Raw genomic sequence first — 15,633 nt, forward strand, 5'->3', positions numbered from 1 at the left:
GGGGCTGGGGCTGGGGCTGGGGACTGGGGACTGGGGACTGGGGACTGGGGACTGGGGACTGGGGGCTGGGGGCTGGGGGCTGGGGGCTGGGGGCTGGGGGCTGGGGGCGAATAATCATTCGCCCCTTGCCCCGAACCGCCGCGCAGCCACCCGTCGCCCGGACCGCAACCACTACGACAGCAACTTGGTTAGCAGGTCCGGATGGATGGCGAGCCCCAGCAATCCTGCAAAACCCATGAGGCCGCCGAACCCTGCAAACACCCAGGAGAGGTAGAGCAGCCCCGCGCTGTTGGTCAGCGAGGCGACGCCCAGCATCCCGAGGCAGATGGAGAGACAGGCATCGGAGAGGTCGAACTGGTCGTCACGGTAGTTCAGGTCGTCGTAGCTCTTCTCCAGGGCCTTGGCCTTCTTCATCAGCTCGGCCTCCTCCACCTGGTAGCGGGCGATGGTCTCCTGGTACTGCTTCTGCTGCGCCGCGAACTGGGCTTGCGCCTTTTCCGGCGCCAGCACCTTCAGGGCCTGCAGCTGGCTCAGCCCCAGCTCGGCCATGTGGTGCTTCAGTTTCTTGGACTGGTACTCGTTCCAGCGGTCCACCGAGTCCGACTTCGCCTGCAGCATCGCCTGGACGATGTTGTCGTCCTTGATCTTGGTGACTCCCATGAAGACCGACACCAGGGCCACCGTGATGGCGACCCAGCGGTTCAAGCGATTCTGGCCCTCGGCGACCTCCAGCCGTTCACGCAGTTCGTTCATCTGTGATTACCTCCTCGATCCGTATCTCAACTGTGCCCGGAAGGTAAGGCCTTGCGCGTTGTTTGTCAACAGGGCTGTCAGCCGTCCCTTCGAAGCTGCACGTTGGATTGACGTCGCTGCAGGAACGTCCCACGTGCCAAAGTTCGGGGTGAGGGGTGCGCAGGGGCGAATACTCATTTGCGCCCCTACCAGTCAGCGGCCGCTAGCCTGTCAGGCGGCGTGGGCCGGGCGCTGGAACACCGGCTCGAGGATGGCGTCGATCTCGGCCGCGTCCAGGGTCTCCCGCGAAACCAGCTCCTCGGTCAGGCGCTTGAGCGCTTCCATGTGGGTCAGCAAGAGGGTGCGCACCTCTGCGTAGCTGCCGGTGACGATGGCCCGGATCTCTGAGTCGATCTCCAGGGCGGTGTGCTCGCTGAAGTTGCGGGGGTGCCCCGGATTACCCGCGGCGACGGAGTCGTGGTTCCCGAAGGCAACCGGCCCGAAGGCGGTGGACATCCCCCAGTCGCAGACCATCTTCCGCGCGGTATCGGTGGCGCGCGCCAGGTCGTTGCCGGCGCCGGTGGTGGTCGTCTTGAAGATGAGTTCCTCGGCAGCGCGCCCACCCATCAGCACCTTCAGGTGCCCGTCCAGCATCTCCTTGGTGTAGCTGTAGATGTCCTCGGTCGGGATCTGCACGGTCACCCCGAGGGCCCGGCCGCGCGGGATGATGGAGACCTTGTGCACCGGGTCGCACCCCGGCACCAGCTTGGCGATCAGCACGTGCCCCGCCTCGTGGTAGGCCGTGGCCAGCTTGGACTCCTCGGAGAGCACCATCGACTTCTTCTCGGCCCCCATGAGCACCTTGTCCTTGGCGCAGTCGAAATCGTACATCTCCACCAGGTCCTTGCGCGAGCGCGCCGCCAGGATCGCCGCCTCGTTCACCACGTTGGCGAGGTCAGCCCCGGAGAAGCCGGGGGTGCCGCGGGCGATCACGCTCAGGTCCACCTCGGGGCTCAAGGGGACGTTCCTCACGTGCACCTTGAGGATCTCCTCGCGTCCCTTGATGTCCGGAGAGCCGACCACCACCTGCCGGTCAAAGCGCCCGGAGCGCAAGAGCGCCGGATCGAGCACCTCGGGACGGTTGGTCGCCGCCAGCACCACGATCCCGGAGTTGACCGCGAAGCCGTCCATCTCCACCAAGAGCTGGTTCAAGGTCTGGTCCCGCTCGTCGCTCGCCCCGCCGCTTGCGCCGTCGCGCTTGCGCCCCACCGCATCGATCTCGTCGATGAACAGGATGCAGGGGGCTGCCTTCTTGCCGCGGGCGAACAGGTCGCGAACCCGCGAGGCGCCCACCCCGACGTACATCTCGACGAACTCGGAGCCGGAGATGGAGAAAAACGGCACCCCGGCTTCACCTGCGACGGCACGCGCCAGAAGCGTCTTGCCGGTCCCCGGAGGTCCCACCAGAAGAACGCCGGTGGGCATCTTGCCCCCCAGGAGGGTGAAGCGCTCCGGGTCGCGCAGAAAGTCCACGGTCTCCTGCAACTCCTGCTTGGCCTCCTCGGCACCGGCCACGTCCTTGAAGCCGGTATCGGAATCGGCGCCGCTCACCAGCCGGGCCTTGCTGCGCCCGTACCCGGAATAGCGGCGCAGGATCAGCAGCACGCCGCAGGCCACCACCAGGATGATGCCGAGCTCGAGCCACTTCACCCCGGAAGCGGCCGGCTCCGCGCCGAAATCGATCCGCTTGGCGAGCATGGCACTGGCCAGTTCCGCGCCCGCCGGGAGCAGCAGCTGATAGCTGCTGCCATCCTTGGCACGGGCGGTGATCAGGTCACCGGCCAGGCGTACCCGGACGATGTTCCCCTTGTTCACGCGCTCCATGAACGCGGTATAGCTGATCTGCCGGCTCTGCGCGGCAACATGCTCTTTCCAGGCCTGGTAGCCGTACCAGCCGGCCCCCAGTGCGACCAGGACCACCATCAGGATGACCAAACGGATGTATTTTTTGTTGACCATGATTCCTCTAGACGAATTTTCGTCGGTGTTGAAATGAAACCCGAGCAATGCCAGGTAGGCGGATACGTCGCGATTATTTCTGTGCCGGTTTCGGGGTTTTGGGAGAGTACAGCTCGGTTAACCGGGGGGAGGTCGGGGCGTTGAATCCTTTATTTTCTACGCTATTGGCTCTTTTTTTGTACAGAAAATTCTTTTTAATCGGTGGCGCCCAAGGGAAAAGCAGCGGACCACGGCCGCGCGAAAAAAATAAAAGCCCGCACCTCGAAGCGTTGCTCGGAATGCGGGCCTTAAGGCGTCTGACGCCTTTTCACTCTGTGTAGACCGGCCACAGAAGCCGGGGGAGCAATTAATCGGTTTCCAGGTAGAGGCTCACCGTGAAGGACTCTTCTTCGGTCTCGAACTGCAGGGTCAGGGTGTCCGGCAGCGAGCAGACCGTCATCTCGTACTCGCCGCCGCTGATCACCGACGGGGTCGAGAGTTTCACCTCGTGGCCGTCCTTCACGAAGTGGTGCTTGAACGAACCGCCGATCATGTTGGCGATCTCGCCCAGCGCGTCGGCCATCTCCTCTTCGCACTCGTCCACTTCCATCCCCAGCATCTGGGCTGCGAAACGGAGGGCCTGCTTGCGCGAAGCGTTGATGGCGATCATGCCGTTATACCCGCCGGCGAAGCCGACCATGGCACTGACGCTGTCGTTGAAGTGGGTCTCGGTCTCCGCCTTTTTCGAGGAGAGCACCCCTCCGCCAACCATGGTGCTGAAGATCTCCAGCACATCGTTGTTGAGGTGACCGATGAGATCCTCTTCCGTGGTGTTCAGCTGTTTGAGTATTTTTTCACCGAGCATAATCTTGTTCTCCCCTATGTGATCTGCCTGTCGTGATCCGATTCTCTGCTAATGTTCAACAGTTCACGCAGGTTCATCTCCAGCTCCTGTGTTACTGTCACAAACTCAACCCCGACTCCCGGGGGCCGGTGCTCGCCCCAGCACTGGATGCGCCGCACCACGACGTCTACCTGCATCCCGAAATCCGGCAGGGTCACCTTGAGAAGGTCCCCCACCTGGTAGCGCTCCGGGTTCATGTCCGCTATGAAGGCGCCACCCCAGGAGATGTTGAGGGTGAAGCCCCGACGCTCGCCGATCGAGGTCGGCACACAGATGGGGCGACGCTTGTAGCGGCGCAGCCTGCGGGCCGGGGCACGGTCGCAGACATTGGTGACAAATGCCTTGAGGCTCTTTTCCTGCTGTGCCTCGCCGGGCATCGACATGGGGACCAGCAGCGGTCCCATGGCCCGCACCCTCAGTGCCGGAAAAAAGGCGGCCAGGGTGTAGGCGACGATCTTCTCTTCGGATTTCGCCTTGATCATCGCGGTGAGGTCCACCACCACCCCACGGCAGGGTTCCTCGAGGGCGATGGCCTCGGCCTGGCAGAAGCTGGCACACGGTTCGACGCGCGCCACGATTGCCGCCAGATTTTTTACCAGGACCGCACGGACATTGTCGTCGTACGAGATTGCCAGCAGCGGATGGTCCTGTACCGTGTCGTTCAGCGAATGCATCAGTCTCACGCTCATCCTTCAGCGGGTTCCGCCTGGCAGCGCCGCACTGCACGGCATGACCCAGGATAAGATCCCACAACTGAAGCATTCCTCGCTCGTTTTGCGAAACACCACCCTCGAAGCGGACCCCGCTCAGGTGAGGCAGTGCGAACTATCCCATGGATAACGGTATCGGCAGCTGTTTTGAAATCTTGACTTTTTTCACAAAAACATCGTCCCTGCCGCCACCGACCGCCGCACCACACCGGGAAACGGTGTCACCCGACGCCAGGAACCTGCTGAAATTTAATATTTTCACTCTGAAAAAATTGCCTCGCGAAAAAAAGGAGGGACGGGCACACTAGGGGGTATGAAAACGATAACGCTCGTATCCCTGTCCCTTTTTTGGTCGTTGGTTCTCGGCATCCCCGCCTGGGCCGCCCTGCCCCTCCCGGTTCCGGAGAAGCTCGTCTACGAGGTGCACTGGAGCGGCATCAAGGCCGGCTCAGCAGTCCAGGAGGTCACCCCGCACGACGGTGAACTGCACCTGGTCTACACGGTGCGCTCCTCGGGAATGGTCAACACCTTCTTCCCCATCGACGACCGCTCCGAATCCATCCTCACCCGCGGCAGCGGCGACGAGCAGTTTGGCATGCCGCGCCTTTTCAAGGAACGCATCAACGAGGGGAAGACCCACACCAACAAGGAGGCGCTCTTCGACGCCCAGCAGCTCAAGGTGGAGACCAAGGACTTCCTGAAGCACACCGAGAAGACCGACAGCATCACCCCCAAGACCTTCGACACCCTCTCCTGCATCTACTTCATCCGAAGCGCCGAGTTGGTGCCGGGCAAGCCCGTGCATATGGAGGTCTACGACCTGAAGCGGCTCTGGAACGCGGAGGTGCGCGTAATCAGGCATGAGGAACTGCGCACCCCGGTGGGAAAATTCAAGACCATCATGGTGCGCCCCATCCTCACTGCGGAAGGGCAGCAGCCGCGCACCGACTACATGACCGTCTGGCTCAGCGACGACAGCCGCCGCATCCCGGTGAAGCTCGTGGTGAAACTGAAGGTCGGCGAGTTCCGGGCCACCCTGACCGGCGGTAGTTACTGGCCCTGAAGGACTCCCCCTGAAACGACACAAGCGACCAGGAGCGCCCGCAGAAACCTGCATGATGAGCGCACCCGGCCGCCTGTAAAGCGCACCGCTGCCCGGCGGGACTCAGCGTCCACCAGGCTTTTTCCTGTCTTTGGGGTTATCGTCCTCCCCCCTCGGAAGGTTCCCGGTTATTCCCGGATGCTCCCCTCCTTTTCCCCGGTGTACCCTTCGGCCTGGTAGCCGTTCACCATGACGTCCAGGTGCCCGTCGTTGGGGCAGAAGATCAGGCCGTGGATCGGCACGTCGGGGGGGATCAGCGGGTTCGCGCGGATCTTGTTCACCACCTCGGTCACGTTTTCGGCGGGGCAGGCGAAGGCTCCGAGCCACTGGGCCAGGTCCGGCACCAGGGTCTCGATCGCGTCACGGGAGACGCCGCGGGCGATCATGTCACGCTTCAGCTGGTCCGGGTCGACGCCCGCCATGCCGCAGTCCTCGTGGCCGATCACGAAGATCTCTTCGACACCCAGCATGAAGATGGCGGCGACCAGGCTGCGGATCACCCCGCCGTGCAGCGGATCGATCAGGATGTTGCCGGCATTCTTGATCACCTTGGCGTCGCCGCGCTTGATCCCCATGGAGCGTTCCAGGAAGTCGACCAACCGGGTGTCCATGCAGGTGAAGATGGCGAGCTGTTTCTTGGGGTTCTTGGGGAGCGGCGGAAAGGCGCCGGGGTGGACGAAGGCGCGGTTTGCGGAAAGTACCGATTCGAGCAGACTCATGACGATTCCTTATGTCAGGTGGTGACCGGTGCCCCACAAGGCGGCACCGGAAAATTTCAGGCGCGGTGCTTGGCCCACAGGGCCCACACCCCGGCAGCCGAGAGCAGCGAGCCGCCGGTAAGGTTGAAAACGCGCTGCGAACCCTGGGAGGCGAGCAGGCGGCGCGCGGAGACGGCAAAGACGGTGTAGCAGGTCGCGTTCACGATGGCCAGGCCGACGAAGGTGAGCGCCAGGATCCAGAGCTGCTCCCCCGCCGCGGCGCCCGGATCGACGAACTGCGGCAGGAAGGCCACGAAGAACACGATCCCCTTGGGGTTGAGGGCCGTCACCAGGTAGGTGTTCAGGAACATCCGCCAGCGGGACTCGGAGGGGCGGGCAGCGCCGATCTCGGAGGCGCTGCAGCCGGCACGCAGCAGCTTGAATCCCAGGAAGAGCAGGTAGAGGCTACCCACTGTCTTGAGCACCGTGAACCAGAAGGCGGAGGTCGCCAGGAGTGCGCCCAGCCCGAGGATCGAGACGCACAGCGAGGTGGCGTCGCCAAGCGCAACCGCTGCGGTGAGCGGGAGCCGGGCGCTGCGCCCGTGGGCCAGTGCATAGCTCACCAGGGTGAGCACGGTAGGCCCCGGGATCACCAGCAAAATGGCGCTGGTGGCGACAAAGGCGAGCCAGACCTGGAAAGACATGGTGGCCTCCAGACGGTGGAGTAACCCTGCCGCGCAAACGGCCGGGGGTTCCACCTGATAGCACAGATTGTCTTTGTTGGGAACAGTTTTGGGGCGGATGGGGGGAACGGCTGGTGCTGCGGGCACGGGCGAGGCCGGCGTCCCGGGGTGCGGAACGCTACTTGGGGAGAACCGTTTTTTCTTCCACTTCGCTCATCCTGTCCAGCACCTTCTCGGGCTTCACGTCCTTGACGAGTTCCTGCAATTCCGGGTTGCGGGACTGCTCCAGGTTCATCCGCTCGGCGATGGCGGTCACCAGTTCGATCAGGCGGGTCACCTCGTGTTCGGCCAAGAGGCTCACGTGCAGGCCCAGTTCCGCCCGCCGGTCCGCGATCGCCTGCATCCGGTTCTGGCTGATGAGGATGAAGGTGGAGAGGAAGATCGCCTCGACCGAGGCCGCCATGGCCAGCACCACGAAACTCGGATCGAAACGCGGCACCCCGGGAAGCCACCCCAGGTTGATCACGATCCAGAGGCCGAACAACACGGCGTGTAGGTAGACGAAGGTCATGCTGCCGGTGAAGCCGGTGATGGCATCGGCGAGCCGCTCCTGCCACCCCTTGGCCCGTTCTTCCGCCTTCTTGCGGGCGAGCAGTGCCGCGATGTTGCGGTCCACCACGCTCGCCATCTCGGATTCACCTGCCGTTTTTGCCGTGCGGCTCTCCTCGGCGTCCATGGCTCTCTCCTGCTCAAGCGGTGCTAATGCGGCATGCCGACGCTGTGGATTTCCAGCACCAGGTCCTCGATGTGGCTGAAGGTTTCGGAGGTCGCACCCATCGGCTTGAAGATCTCCAGGGACCAGAGACCTCCCTGGGTGGAGCGGCCGATGGGGCTCGCGCCGAGCAACAGCGAGCTGCCGCAGAGGTCCGGGGTGCGCCCGGTGCGCCGGTTCTCCAGCCGCCCGACGAGGCAGGCGGGGCGCCCGGACTGGTCCGCCTCGATGCTGTGACCGCCGCGCTCGTAGACCGCCTCCTCGGGGACCCTGACCGTGAGCGACCAGGGGACGGTGCCCGCCTCGCCGACCAGGTAGGCGGAGATGCCGCTGATCCGGCAGTTGTCGTGCTCCCGGAACAGGTCGACCGGTACCTGCAGCTTGATGGCGTAGCTGTCCCGGGCGTGGCGCAACAGGGCCCAGGCGTTGCGGTTCAAAAGCGAGCGCACCGAAACCACCCGGACGAAACTCTCCTCGCGCAGCCGGCACATGGCCAGAACGTGCCGGGCCTCGCGGATCCAGAGCGCCAGGCTGGTCATGGAGGTCCCCAGGGACTCTGCTTCGGTGGGCAGGGGGCGGGACTTGGGCTCGTGGCCGTAGAAGAGCTTCAGCCCCAATTCGGCCACCACGCAGCGGTCGACCGCGGCCTCGTAGTCGTGGCAAAGGCGCCTGAGCACCAGGTCGCGCTGTTCGTTGAGCGCGAAGGGGCCGCCGGGTTCCGCGAGCTTCTTCTTGCGCTGCACCGCCTCGACCCGTACGTCGAGGCTGCTCTGGGGTGCCTGCTCGGCAGCGGGTTCTTCGAAATGCGCCGCCACCTCGCCCCCTTCCGCAGGCGGGGCGGCCTCGGGCTCTTCCGCGTCACCCGACGCCGCCTCGGCATGGGCCGCCTCGCGAGGTTCGACCGGCTCCCGCTCGAGGACCTCCTCGGCCGCACTGCGCTGGTACATGCCGAGTTTTTTCTCCTGGACCTCGAGATCGCTTTCCAGCTCGTGCCAGGCGTAGTCCAGCCTCGAGAAACGGGCCAGGTCGGCGAGCCCGCGCTCGATCAGCTGGTCTGCCTGTTCGAGCAGGGCCTCAACCTGCCAGGTGGGGAAGGTCCGGGCGAGCTTCTCCGCGTCGGGCCGGTAAAGGACGATGTTGCATGCCAGTTCGCTCACGGTGCCACCTCCTGTCGACGTCGGCTGGGCTGAATCAGCGGTTGCCCTTTTCCAGCGGCAGCCCGGCTCTTCGAGCCCCGGTTTCGAGCCACTGATAAGGGTAGCAAGCTCTGGGCAATCAACAAGAAACCGGGGGCAACAAATAACCTGAAGCTGGGGATATTCATTCGGTGTATTCCTTACCAGTCCCCAATCCCCAGCCTCTCATCCCCGCCTTTTCCTTTGACATTGGCGGCCGTCATGCTAGAAGAGGAAGGCCTGATTGTTCCATGTTAATCACTGTTCCCGGGGGACCTGAGACACATGCACCGACTGAGCACCTTGTTGATCCTCGCGCTTCTCTACCTGGTCAGCACCGGCGCGCCGTACTGCCTTGCGGCAAGCCCTGCAGCCACACCCTTTTACACCTTCAACCAGAGCCCGCTGGTGCAGATCTTCGGGCTCCCCGCCGCTGAGAGTGCCACCATCCAGAAACCGGGCAAGTTCTGGGGCCTTCTCAGCAGCGACGTCGCCAACAACTACACCTTTGCCGACGACGGTCGCGAGCGGATCCTGCTCGACGGCGAGAGCTACCGGACCACCTTTGCCGTGCGCTACGGTATCGCCGACCGGTTCGAGGTGGGCGCCGACCTCCCCCTGGTGGGCTACAGCGGCGGGGTCCTCGATGGCCTGATCGAAGGGTGGCACGACGTCTTCGGGCTGCCGCAGGGTGGCAGGAAGCAGGCCCCGCGCGACCGGCTCCTCTTCGACTACCAGCGCGACGGCCGGGACCGGCTGCACCTGGCGACGAGCAACTTCGGCCTGGGCGACCTGCGCTTAAGCGGTGCCTGGCAGCTCTACCAGGATACCGGTGCCACCTCCGGCCGCGCCGTCGCGCTCAGGACGAGCCTCAAGCTCCCCACCGGGAGCAGCGAGCGGCTGCGCGGCAGCGGCAGCACCGACCTCGCCCTCTGGCTCACCGGCTGCGACGATTACCTGGTCGGCCAGGGGCGCATGCACCTCGCGCTTTTCGGTGCCGCGGGGCTGCTCGCCCTCACTGACGCTGATGTGCTCCCCGACCGGCAGAACCACCTGGTCGGCTTCGGGTCCTTCGGCGCCGGCTGGTCGCCGCGGGACTGGATCGCCTTCAAGCTCCAGCTCTCCAGCCATTCTCCCTTCTACCGCAGCGAGCTGCGCGAGATGGGGTGGACCGCGCTGCAGTTCCTCTTCGGCGGGACACTCTCCTTCACCCCCCAGACCGCGCTCGACATCGGCTTCTCCGAGGACGTGCGGGTGAGCACCTCCCCGGACCTCGGGCTGCACCTGGGGCTGAGCCACCAGTTCTAGCGCCTGTCTCGCGGCTCCTGTGGGTCTTCTCAGGGGGAACTGCGATAAAACGACCTCAAGCTTTCGCGAGCGGCGCCGATGGGAAAATCGGGAGCGGCACGGCATGGTGCCGTTGCCGCGAACTACCCCATCAACCGGAGCCCCCCGAGCTCCGAGAGCGTCGAGGTGAAAGCAGGACATGGCCATTCTTTTGTGGGAGAAACGGTTTGAGCAAGGTATCCCGGAGTTCGACGGACACCACCGGCACCTGGTGGAGCTCCTGAACGAGGTGTACCGCAGTGCGATCGAGGCAGCCGGCCCGGAGACCCTGAAACGGGTGACCCAGGAACTCAGGGAGTACACCGAGTACCATTTTTCGGCCGAGGAGCGGGCCATGGTAGCCAGCGGCTATCCGGGGCTCGCGGAGCATCGCGAGGAACACCGCAAGTTCGAGGAGATGGCCACGGCCTTCTGGCACGAACTTGCCGCAGGCGGCGACATCTCGGTCGACCTGTTGTCCTTTCTCGGCAACTGGCTCTTCGACCACATCCTGATGGTCGATGCCGAGTTCTGCAGCACACTCCCCAAGGGGGAACAGAGCTGACAGCTGCGCGTAGTTGAGACAAAAAAAGGGGCTCCCGGTGGGGAGCCCCTTTTGCGTTTGCGCTGGCAGCTAGCGCTACAGCTTGAACTTGCCCACGATCTGGTGCAAGCCCCCCGCCAGCGTGGAGAGCCGGATCGCCGCCTGGGCGGATTCCTGCGCCCCCGCCGCCGTTTCCTGCACCACGGAAGTCACCTGCTGGATGTTTGCCGTGATCTCGCCGGTAGTCGCAGTCTGTTCCTCGGCTGCGGTGGCGATCTGGTTCACCTGCATGGTCACCTGGTTCACCTGTTCGAGTACGCTCGCCAGGGCCCCCTCCAGTTCGGCCGCCTCCTCGACGCCCCGCTCGGTGCCGCGCACCCCCTCCTCCATCGAGGTGATGGCGGACTGGGTCTCCTGCTGGATGGCCCGGATCATGTCGCCGATCTCGCGGGTCGCCTTGGTGGTGCGCTCGGCCAGGGCCCGTACCTCGTCGGCAACTACCGCGAAGCCGCGCCCCTGCTCGCCGGCCCGCGCCGCCTCGATGGCCGCGTTGAGTGCCAGGAGGTTCGTCTGGTCGGCGATGTCCTCGATGGTGGCGACGATGGCGCCGATCTGCTCGGAGCGCTCGCCCAGGGACGAGATGCCGCGGGCGTTGTTCTTGGTCAGTTCACCGCGTTCGCGAATGCCGTTCACGGTGCGTGTTACCACGCTGAAGCACTGCTGGGTGGTATCGGCGGCCACCTGGGCGCTGTCGGCCGCGTGGTGACAGCTGCGGGCGATGTCCGAGGCGGTGGCGGCCATCTCCTCGCTGGCGGTCGCGACGTTGGCGGTCTGTCCGGCCACCGCTTCGGCGCCCACCGAGATCCCGGTGGAGGTGGCGGTAAGCTGGCTCGCCTCGCCGGTCAAGGTGCGGGAGGCGCCGACGATCTGGGAGACGATCCCCTGCATGCTGCCGATGAACTTGTTGAGCTCGCGGGCCAGCTGGCCGATCTCGTCATTCCGCTCGCCTACCTCGATGCGCCGGGTCAGATCCCCCTCCCCTTCGGCAAGGTCGGTGATCCGCTCGCTTAAAAGCCCCAGCGGCTGGAGCAGGGTCCTGACGAAGAGGACCAGGATCACCACGCCGATCACCAGGGCGACGACGCCCAGGGTGGCCAGGGTCGCGGTCTGGGTGGCGACCGGGGCGAAGATCTCGGCCTTGGGAACGGCGACGCAGAGGTACCAGCCGGTCGCGGGAATCAGCGCGTAGGAGGTCACCTTCTTGTCGTTACCGACCTGGTACTCGAAGCTCCCCGAGGGGGCCGAGGCGAGCTTGCCGGGGAGGTCGGTCACACCGGTTGCCAGGTCCTGGAACTTCTTCTTGAGCACCAGGTTCTTGTCCGGGTGGATCAGGATCTTGCCGTCCTTGTCGATGATGTAGGCGTATCCCGATTCCCCCACCTTGACGTCGAGCACCTTCTTCACCACCTCGTCGAGCATGATGTCCGAACTCAAGACGCCGGCGAACTTACCCTGGTCGGTAATGGGAGCTATGAAGGAGATGATCGGCTTGCCGGTCTGGGCGTCGATGTACGGCTCGGTCTGGGAGACCTTCTGCTCCGCCTTGGCCTTCTCGTACCAGGGGCGCTTGCGGTGGTCCCAGTCCGCTGCCGGCACCCAGCCGTCCGACGAGATGAACAGGCCGTTCTCGTAGCCGGGGTACACCGTGGCGAAGCCGCCGGCCTCAGCCAGGATCTTTATCTCGTTGGTGATGTAGTCCCGGGGCTGGTCGGGGTACTTCGAGAGGTCCTTGGCACCTGCCTGGATGAGCCCCTGCTTGGCCAGCATCCAGGCGTTGACGCCGGCGGCGTTGTCCTTGGCCAGGGCGATCTGGGTGTCGTTCAGGATTTTCCCCATGATTTTGCGGGAGCTGGTGGCGGCGGTGACGATGAGGGCGGCGATAACCACCGCGAATACCAGGACAACTGTCAGATTTACCTTGGTTCTCAGTTTCATACGGCTCCTCGGGCTGTAGTAGATTGTTGCGGCACGGGCACATGACCGCGTCCAGGGACGGTTCAAAGATGCTATTTCGGCAAGGACACGAGAAACTTAAGAGCATACCTCGTCTCCTCAGGCGACGCTGTCACACCGCGTGCTCCGGTATGCCTCAGGAGCGCTTGGCCAGCTTCAGAGAGCGGGCGCCCGACGCGGAAGGATCGTCGTGCCGGCACCCACATCGTGAGTCCGGAAACGACAAAAGGCCCCCACGAACAGAGGGGACCTTTTGAGATCGGTGCGGCACGCGCAACGGGCGTCGCGCCTTAAGAATCGGCCTAGCGCTTGGCCATGAGCTTGCGCGCCTTCTTGGAGTGGGCGACCTTCTTGCTGCCGCCGCTTTTGCGCAGCGAGGTTTTGATCTTCTGGATGTCCTTGTTCATCTTGTCCATGTCACGCTCGATGCCCAGGACGTTCAGGCGCAACTCGGTGATCTGGATGGCCAGTTTCTCGTTGGTCGGCACCTCCTTGACCACCGGTGTCGGTTTGACCGGCTCGGGCTTAACGGGAGCCGGAGCGGCGACCGGAGGCGGAGCCGGGGTAGCCGCCACGACTACCGGAGCCGCAGCCCCGGTGACCTTGGGGGCCTCGGCGCTCAGCGCCCACCCACCGACGTAGCCGGCCAGATGGCCGTCGGGGGAAGAGACCTTGACCCAGCCACCGCCACAGGTTTCCGCGTTGACCCGGGCGTCCTTCTTGAGCACCGCGATGACCCGGGCCTTTTTGCTGGGGCTCTTGCGCAAACGGATCTCCGGCGCTTTCACCACGCACAGGGAGGTGTCGGCCAGAACGGGTACGGCAAGCGCGATCAGGGAAATTGCGGCCAGTAGTGTTGCGATGCTCCTTTTGCTCATGACATCTCCTTGTGCTTGAAGGTAAGAGACCTGGGGGTCCCAGTTGAAGGCAGCTCGAAGCCCCGGCAAGGGGCAGTTTCTCTACGTCGTCAGGCTCTCCGTTGCCAGCTAGTGCAAACGCCGGTAGGCCGACGCGGACATCCGGGCCGCCACCTTCAGCACCCGCTGTTGCTGCCTGAGTTCCTGGCGGTAGCGCTCCGCCTCGAAGCGCTGCATGATCTTGTTGTATTCCCCGAGGGTGAGCCGTTCGTGCTTGAGGTCTTCCGCCATCCCGTCGGCGACCTCCGAATACCGGCTGGCAACCGTGTGGAGCTTGGCGTACTCGACTCCTGAGATCTCGCGCAGCTCACCCGCATCTCCGTGCCTGGTACCCAGGTTGAAAACGATCAGGCTGATTGCAGCGACGACCATGGCAATAAGGCACGATTTCCTGTCCATCCCGAAAAACCCGTTGTTCCTGGTAAATGCGGACCCGCCTGCCGCGCGTCCGGTTCACGCCAATGTTTTGACAAACCAACGTCAAAAAAATCCTTGCATTTCCTGTCACTCGCAACCTTGGGCAGTCTGTTGTTACCGCACTGCCAAGTCACACAGTCAGCAAAATCCTTACACAAACTCAGGCGTTCAACCGAATAGTGCCTATGTCAGGAGCAATTCGGGGTCTGTGACAGTAAAGGGCAAAACTTCCTGGCCCTTTGCCAGAAAGACCGGACGCTGTGAGGTAAAGGCAATATGCATGCCACTAATTAAGGGCCGGCACATAGAGTGCTGCGTTCCCGCCTCAGTGCTGCCAGCCGCAGCTACTTCGCCTCCTTGGGCTGCACCTCGTTGAGCCACTTGCGCATGACGCTTTCCGGAGTCGCCGTTTTGCCACGGAACTCGTTGCGGGTATGCTCCATGATCACCCCGACCCGGTCCTCGAAGCGGGCCCAGTGCTGACGGATCTCCTCATTGTCCTGCTTGCGCTCGTCGGTGTCCCGGCCGTTGGCTTTCCAGCGGGTCTCGAAGACCTTGATCAGGCTCTCCTGTTCAGCCAGGAAGCCGTCCATGAGCGCCTTGTAGTCGTCCGAGAAGTGCAGGGATTGCTTGCGCAGGTGCTCCCCGAAAGAGCGCGAGGCCTCCTCGAAGGTGCGCAGGGCCTTCTCGGTGCGAAACGGTTCACCCTTGCCGGTGCTCTTCACGAACTCCTTGCCGTCGCGCACCAGGTCGATCAGCATCGCGTAGAGCTTTGCGAGTGTGTCGGACTTGCGCTCCTGCACCGCCATCTGCTCGCAGATACTCGCCCGGAAGCCGGCCAGCGCCTTGGCGGTCTCCTGGGCAAGCCGCTCCTGGAAACGCACCAGGGCCCGCTCGGTCAGCTGCCTGATGATGGTGTTGACCGAGTAGTTCACCACCACCGCCAGGAACAGCACGATGACGCAGCCGGCGATGCCGTAGTAGATGAGATCGGTTCCGTTCATTGCTTAGCTCCCTGAGCCCTTCCATTTCATTAAAAGACGACCTGCTAGTGATCGCCTATCGGAACCAAGCGGTGCTAACTTTAGTTTTCCTGCGAAAAACCGGGGTTTGTGCGAGTTGCTCTGTCAGGGGAATTCGCGAAGGGGGTGAGGTAGCGGAGTGTTACGTCGGGGTCATCATGGGAGGCAACGGAAAGCAGCGACAAAGCTCGGTCGGGACTCCGGGGACAACTCTCCCTCCCTTGACGGGAGGGGGCCGGGGGGTGGGTGAGGCTGCCATCGGCGATTACCTGGCAGCTCCCCCTTTCTGTGGTCCGTGCGCCCCTACTTGCTGGCCGGAGCGGGAGCGGTCGAGCTGCTCCCCTGGTCCGAGGGCGTCGGTTGCGCAGGCTTCTTCATCGACTTCTTGGACTTCTTGTGGTGTTTCGGCTTCTTGGCAGGAGCCTGGACCGGCTTGCTCGGGTCGTGCCCGGTCTCCATCTCGGAAACGGCTGCCGGCATGTCGCCGGCCGGCACGGCACCAGCGGTTGCCGCGAAGTTCAGTCCCACCAGAAGCGTCGCCATGCTCAAAAGTAATCGTTTCATATCCTCTTCCTCGTCAGGTGCCTGGTGCACTCTTGTCCAGCATAGCCCCGGAGCTT

Annotated in this window: 17 protein-coding genes; 4 read left to right on the forward strand and 13 right to left on the reverse strand. The window is 63.8% G+C overall.

Annotated features, from left to right (window positions below):
* Window positions 1-171: 171 nt before the first annotated feature.
* From H7688_RS04570 to H7688_RS04585, 4 genes are all read right to left on the reverse strand, one after another.
* Window positions 172-753, reverse strand: a complete 582-nt coding sequence (locus H7688_RS04570) for a DUF4337 domain-containing protein (protein ID WP_183359887.1) — start codon at window positions 751-753, stop codon at window positions 172-174.
* A gap of 210 nt (window positions 754-963) precedes the next feature.
* On the reverse strand, window positions 964-2,751 hold the full coding sequence (ftsH, locus tag H7688_RS04575) for an ATP-dependent zinc metalloprotease FtsH (protein WP_183359888.1): 1,788 nt from the start codon (window positions 2,749-2,751) through the stop codon (window positions 964-966).
* 346 nt (window positions 2,752-3,097) lie between these two features.
* On the reverse strand, window positions 3,098-3,595 hold the full coding sequence (locus H7688_RS04580) for a chemotaxis protein CheX (protein WP_183359889.1): 498 nt from the start codon (window positions 3,593-3,595) through the stop codon (window positions 3,098-3,100).
* Window positions 3,596-3,609: 14 nt separating this feature from the next.
* The gene (locus H7688_RS04585; RefSeq protein WP_246329735.1) at window positions 3,610-4,308 is read right to left on the reverse strand and encodes a PilZ domain-containing protein; all 699 of its coding nucleotides are present in this window, start codon (window positions 4,306-4,308) and stop codon (window positions 3,610-3,612) included.
* A gap of 158 nt (window positions 4,309-4,466) precedes the next feature.
* On the opposite strand from H7688_RS04585, the gene H7688_RS04590 reads away from it, so the two are divergent.
* On the forward strand, window positions 4,467-4,652 hold the full coding sequence (locus tag H7688_RS04590) for a hypothetical protein (RefSeq protein WP_183359891.1): 186 nt from the start codon (window positions 4,467-4,469) through the stop codon (window positions 4,650-4,652).
* Window positions 4,653-4,657: 5 nt separating this feature from the next.
* On the forward strand, window positions 4,658-5,407 hold the full coding sequence (locus H7688_RS04595) for a DUF3108 domain-containing protein (RefSeq protein WP_183359892.1): 750 nt from the start codon (window positions 4,658-4,660) through the stop codon (window positions 5,405-5,407).
* 167 nt (window positions 5,408-5,574) lie between these two features.
* On the opposite strand, the gene H7688_RS04600 is transcribed toward H7688_RS04595, so the two are convergent.
* From H7688_RS04600 to H7688_RS04615, 4 genes are all read right to left on the reverse strand, one after another.
* Window positions 5,575-6,165: a beta-class carbonic anhydrase gene (locus H7688_RS04600; RefSeq protein WP_183359893.1), complete on the reverse strand. Its 591-nt coding sequence runs from the start codon at window positions 6,163-6,165 to the stop codon at window positions 5,575-5,577.
* A 56-nt stretch (window positions 6,166-6,221) separates the two neighbouring features.
* Window positions 6,222-6,848: a LysE family translocator gene (locus H7688_RS04605; protein ID WP_183359894.1), complete on the reverse strand. Its 627-nt coding sequence runs from the start codon at window positions 6,846-6,848 to the stop codon at window positions 6,222-6,224.
* Between the two features lie 157 nt (window positions 6,849-7,005).
* Window positions 7,006-7,563: a DUF1003 domain-containing protein gene (locus H7688_RS04610; protein WP_183359895.1), complete on the reverse strand. Its 558-nt coding sequence runs from the start codon at window positions 7,561-7,563 to the stop codon at window positions 7,006-7,008.
* A 23-nt stretch (window positions 7,564-7,586) separates the two neighbouring features.
* The gene (locus H7688_RS04615) at window positions 7,587-8,756 is read right to left on the reverse strand and encodes a hypothetical protein (RefSeq protein WP_183359896.1); all 1,170 of its coding nucleotides are present in this window, start codon (window positions 8,754-8,756) and stop codon (window positions 7,587-7,589) included.
* Window positions 8,757-9,059: 303 nt separating this feature from the next.
* Here H7688_RS04615 and H7688_RS04620 point away from each other — a divergent pair, with 303 nt between their 5' ends.
* Entirely contained in the window at window positions 9,060-10,082 is a 1,023-nt protein-coding gene (locus H7688_RS04620) for a DUF3187 family protein (RefSeq protein WP_183359897.1), read from the forward strand.
* A gap of 178 nt (window positions 10,083-10,260) precedes the next feature.
* Entirely contained in the window at window positions 10,261-10,665 is a 405-nt protein-coding gene (locus H7688_RS04625; RefSeq protein ID WP_183359898.1) for a bacteriohemerythrin, read from the forward strand.
* Between the two features lie 75 nt (window positions 10,666-10,740).
* Here the strand turns inward: H7688_RS04625 and H7688_RS04630 are convergent, their stop codons facing one another.
* From H7688_RS04630 to H7688_RS04650, 5 genes are all read right to left on the reverse strand, one after another.
* Window positions 10,741-12,639, reverse strand: a complete 1,899-nt coding sequence (locus H7688_RS04630; protein WP_183359899.1) for a methyl-accepting chemotaxis protein — start codon at window positions 12,637-12,639, stop codon at window positions 10,741-10,743.
* Between the two features lie 320 nt (window positions 12,640-12,959).
* Window positions 12,960-13,535: an SH3 domain-containing protein gene (locus H7688_RS04635; RefSeq protein ID WP_183359900.1), complete on the reverse strand. Its 576-nt coding sequence runs from the start codon at window positions 13,533-13,535 to the stop codon at window positions 12,960-12,962.
* A 108-nt stretch (window positions 13,536-13,643) separates the two neighbouring features.
* Window positions 13,644-13,946 (reverse strand): hypothetical protein, encoded by a 303-nt coding sequence (locus tag H7688_RS04640; RefSeq protein ID WP_183359901.1) that lies wholly within the window; start codon window positions 13,944-13,946, stop codon window positions 13,644-13,646.
* Between the two features lie 389 nt (window positions 13,947-14,335).
* Window positions 14,336-14,995, reverse strand: coding sequence for a hypothetical protein (locus H7688_RS04645; RefSeq protein WP_183359902.1), 660 nt, complete (start codon window positions 14,993-14,995; stop codon window positions 14,336-14,338).
* A gap of 321 nt (window positions 14,996-15,316) precedes the next feature.
* Window positions 15,317-15,577: a hypothetical protein gene (locus tag H7688_RS04650; RefSeq protein WP_183359903.1), complete on the reverse strand. Its 261-nt coding sequence runs from the start codon at window positions 15,575-15,577 to the stop codon at window positions 15,317-15,319.
* Between the last annotated feature and the right edge of the window lie 56 nt (window positions 15,578-15,633).

Source organism: Geomonas limicola (assembly GCF_014193675.1).
GTDB lineage: Bacteria > Desulfobacterota > Desulfuromonadia > Geobacterales > Geobacteraceae > Geomonas > Geomonas limicola.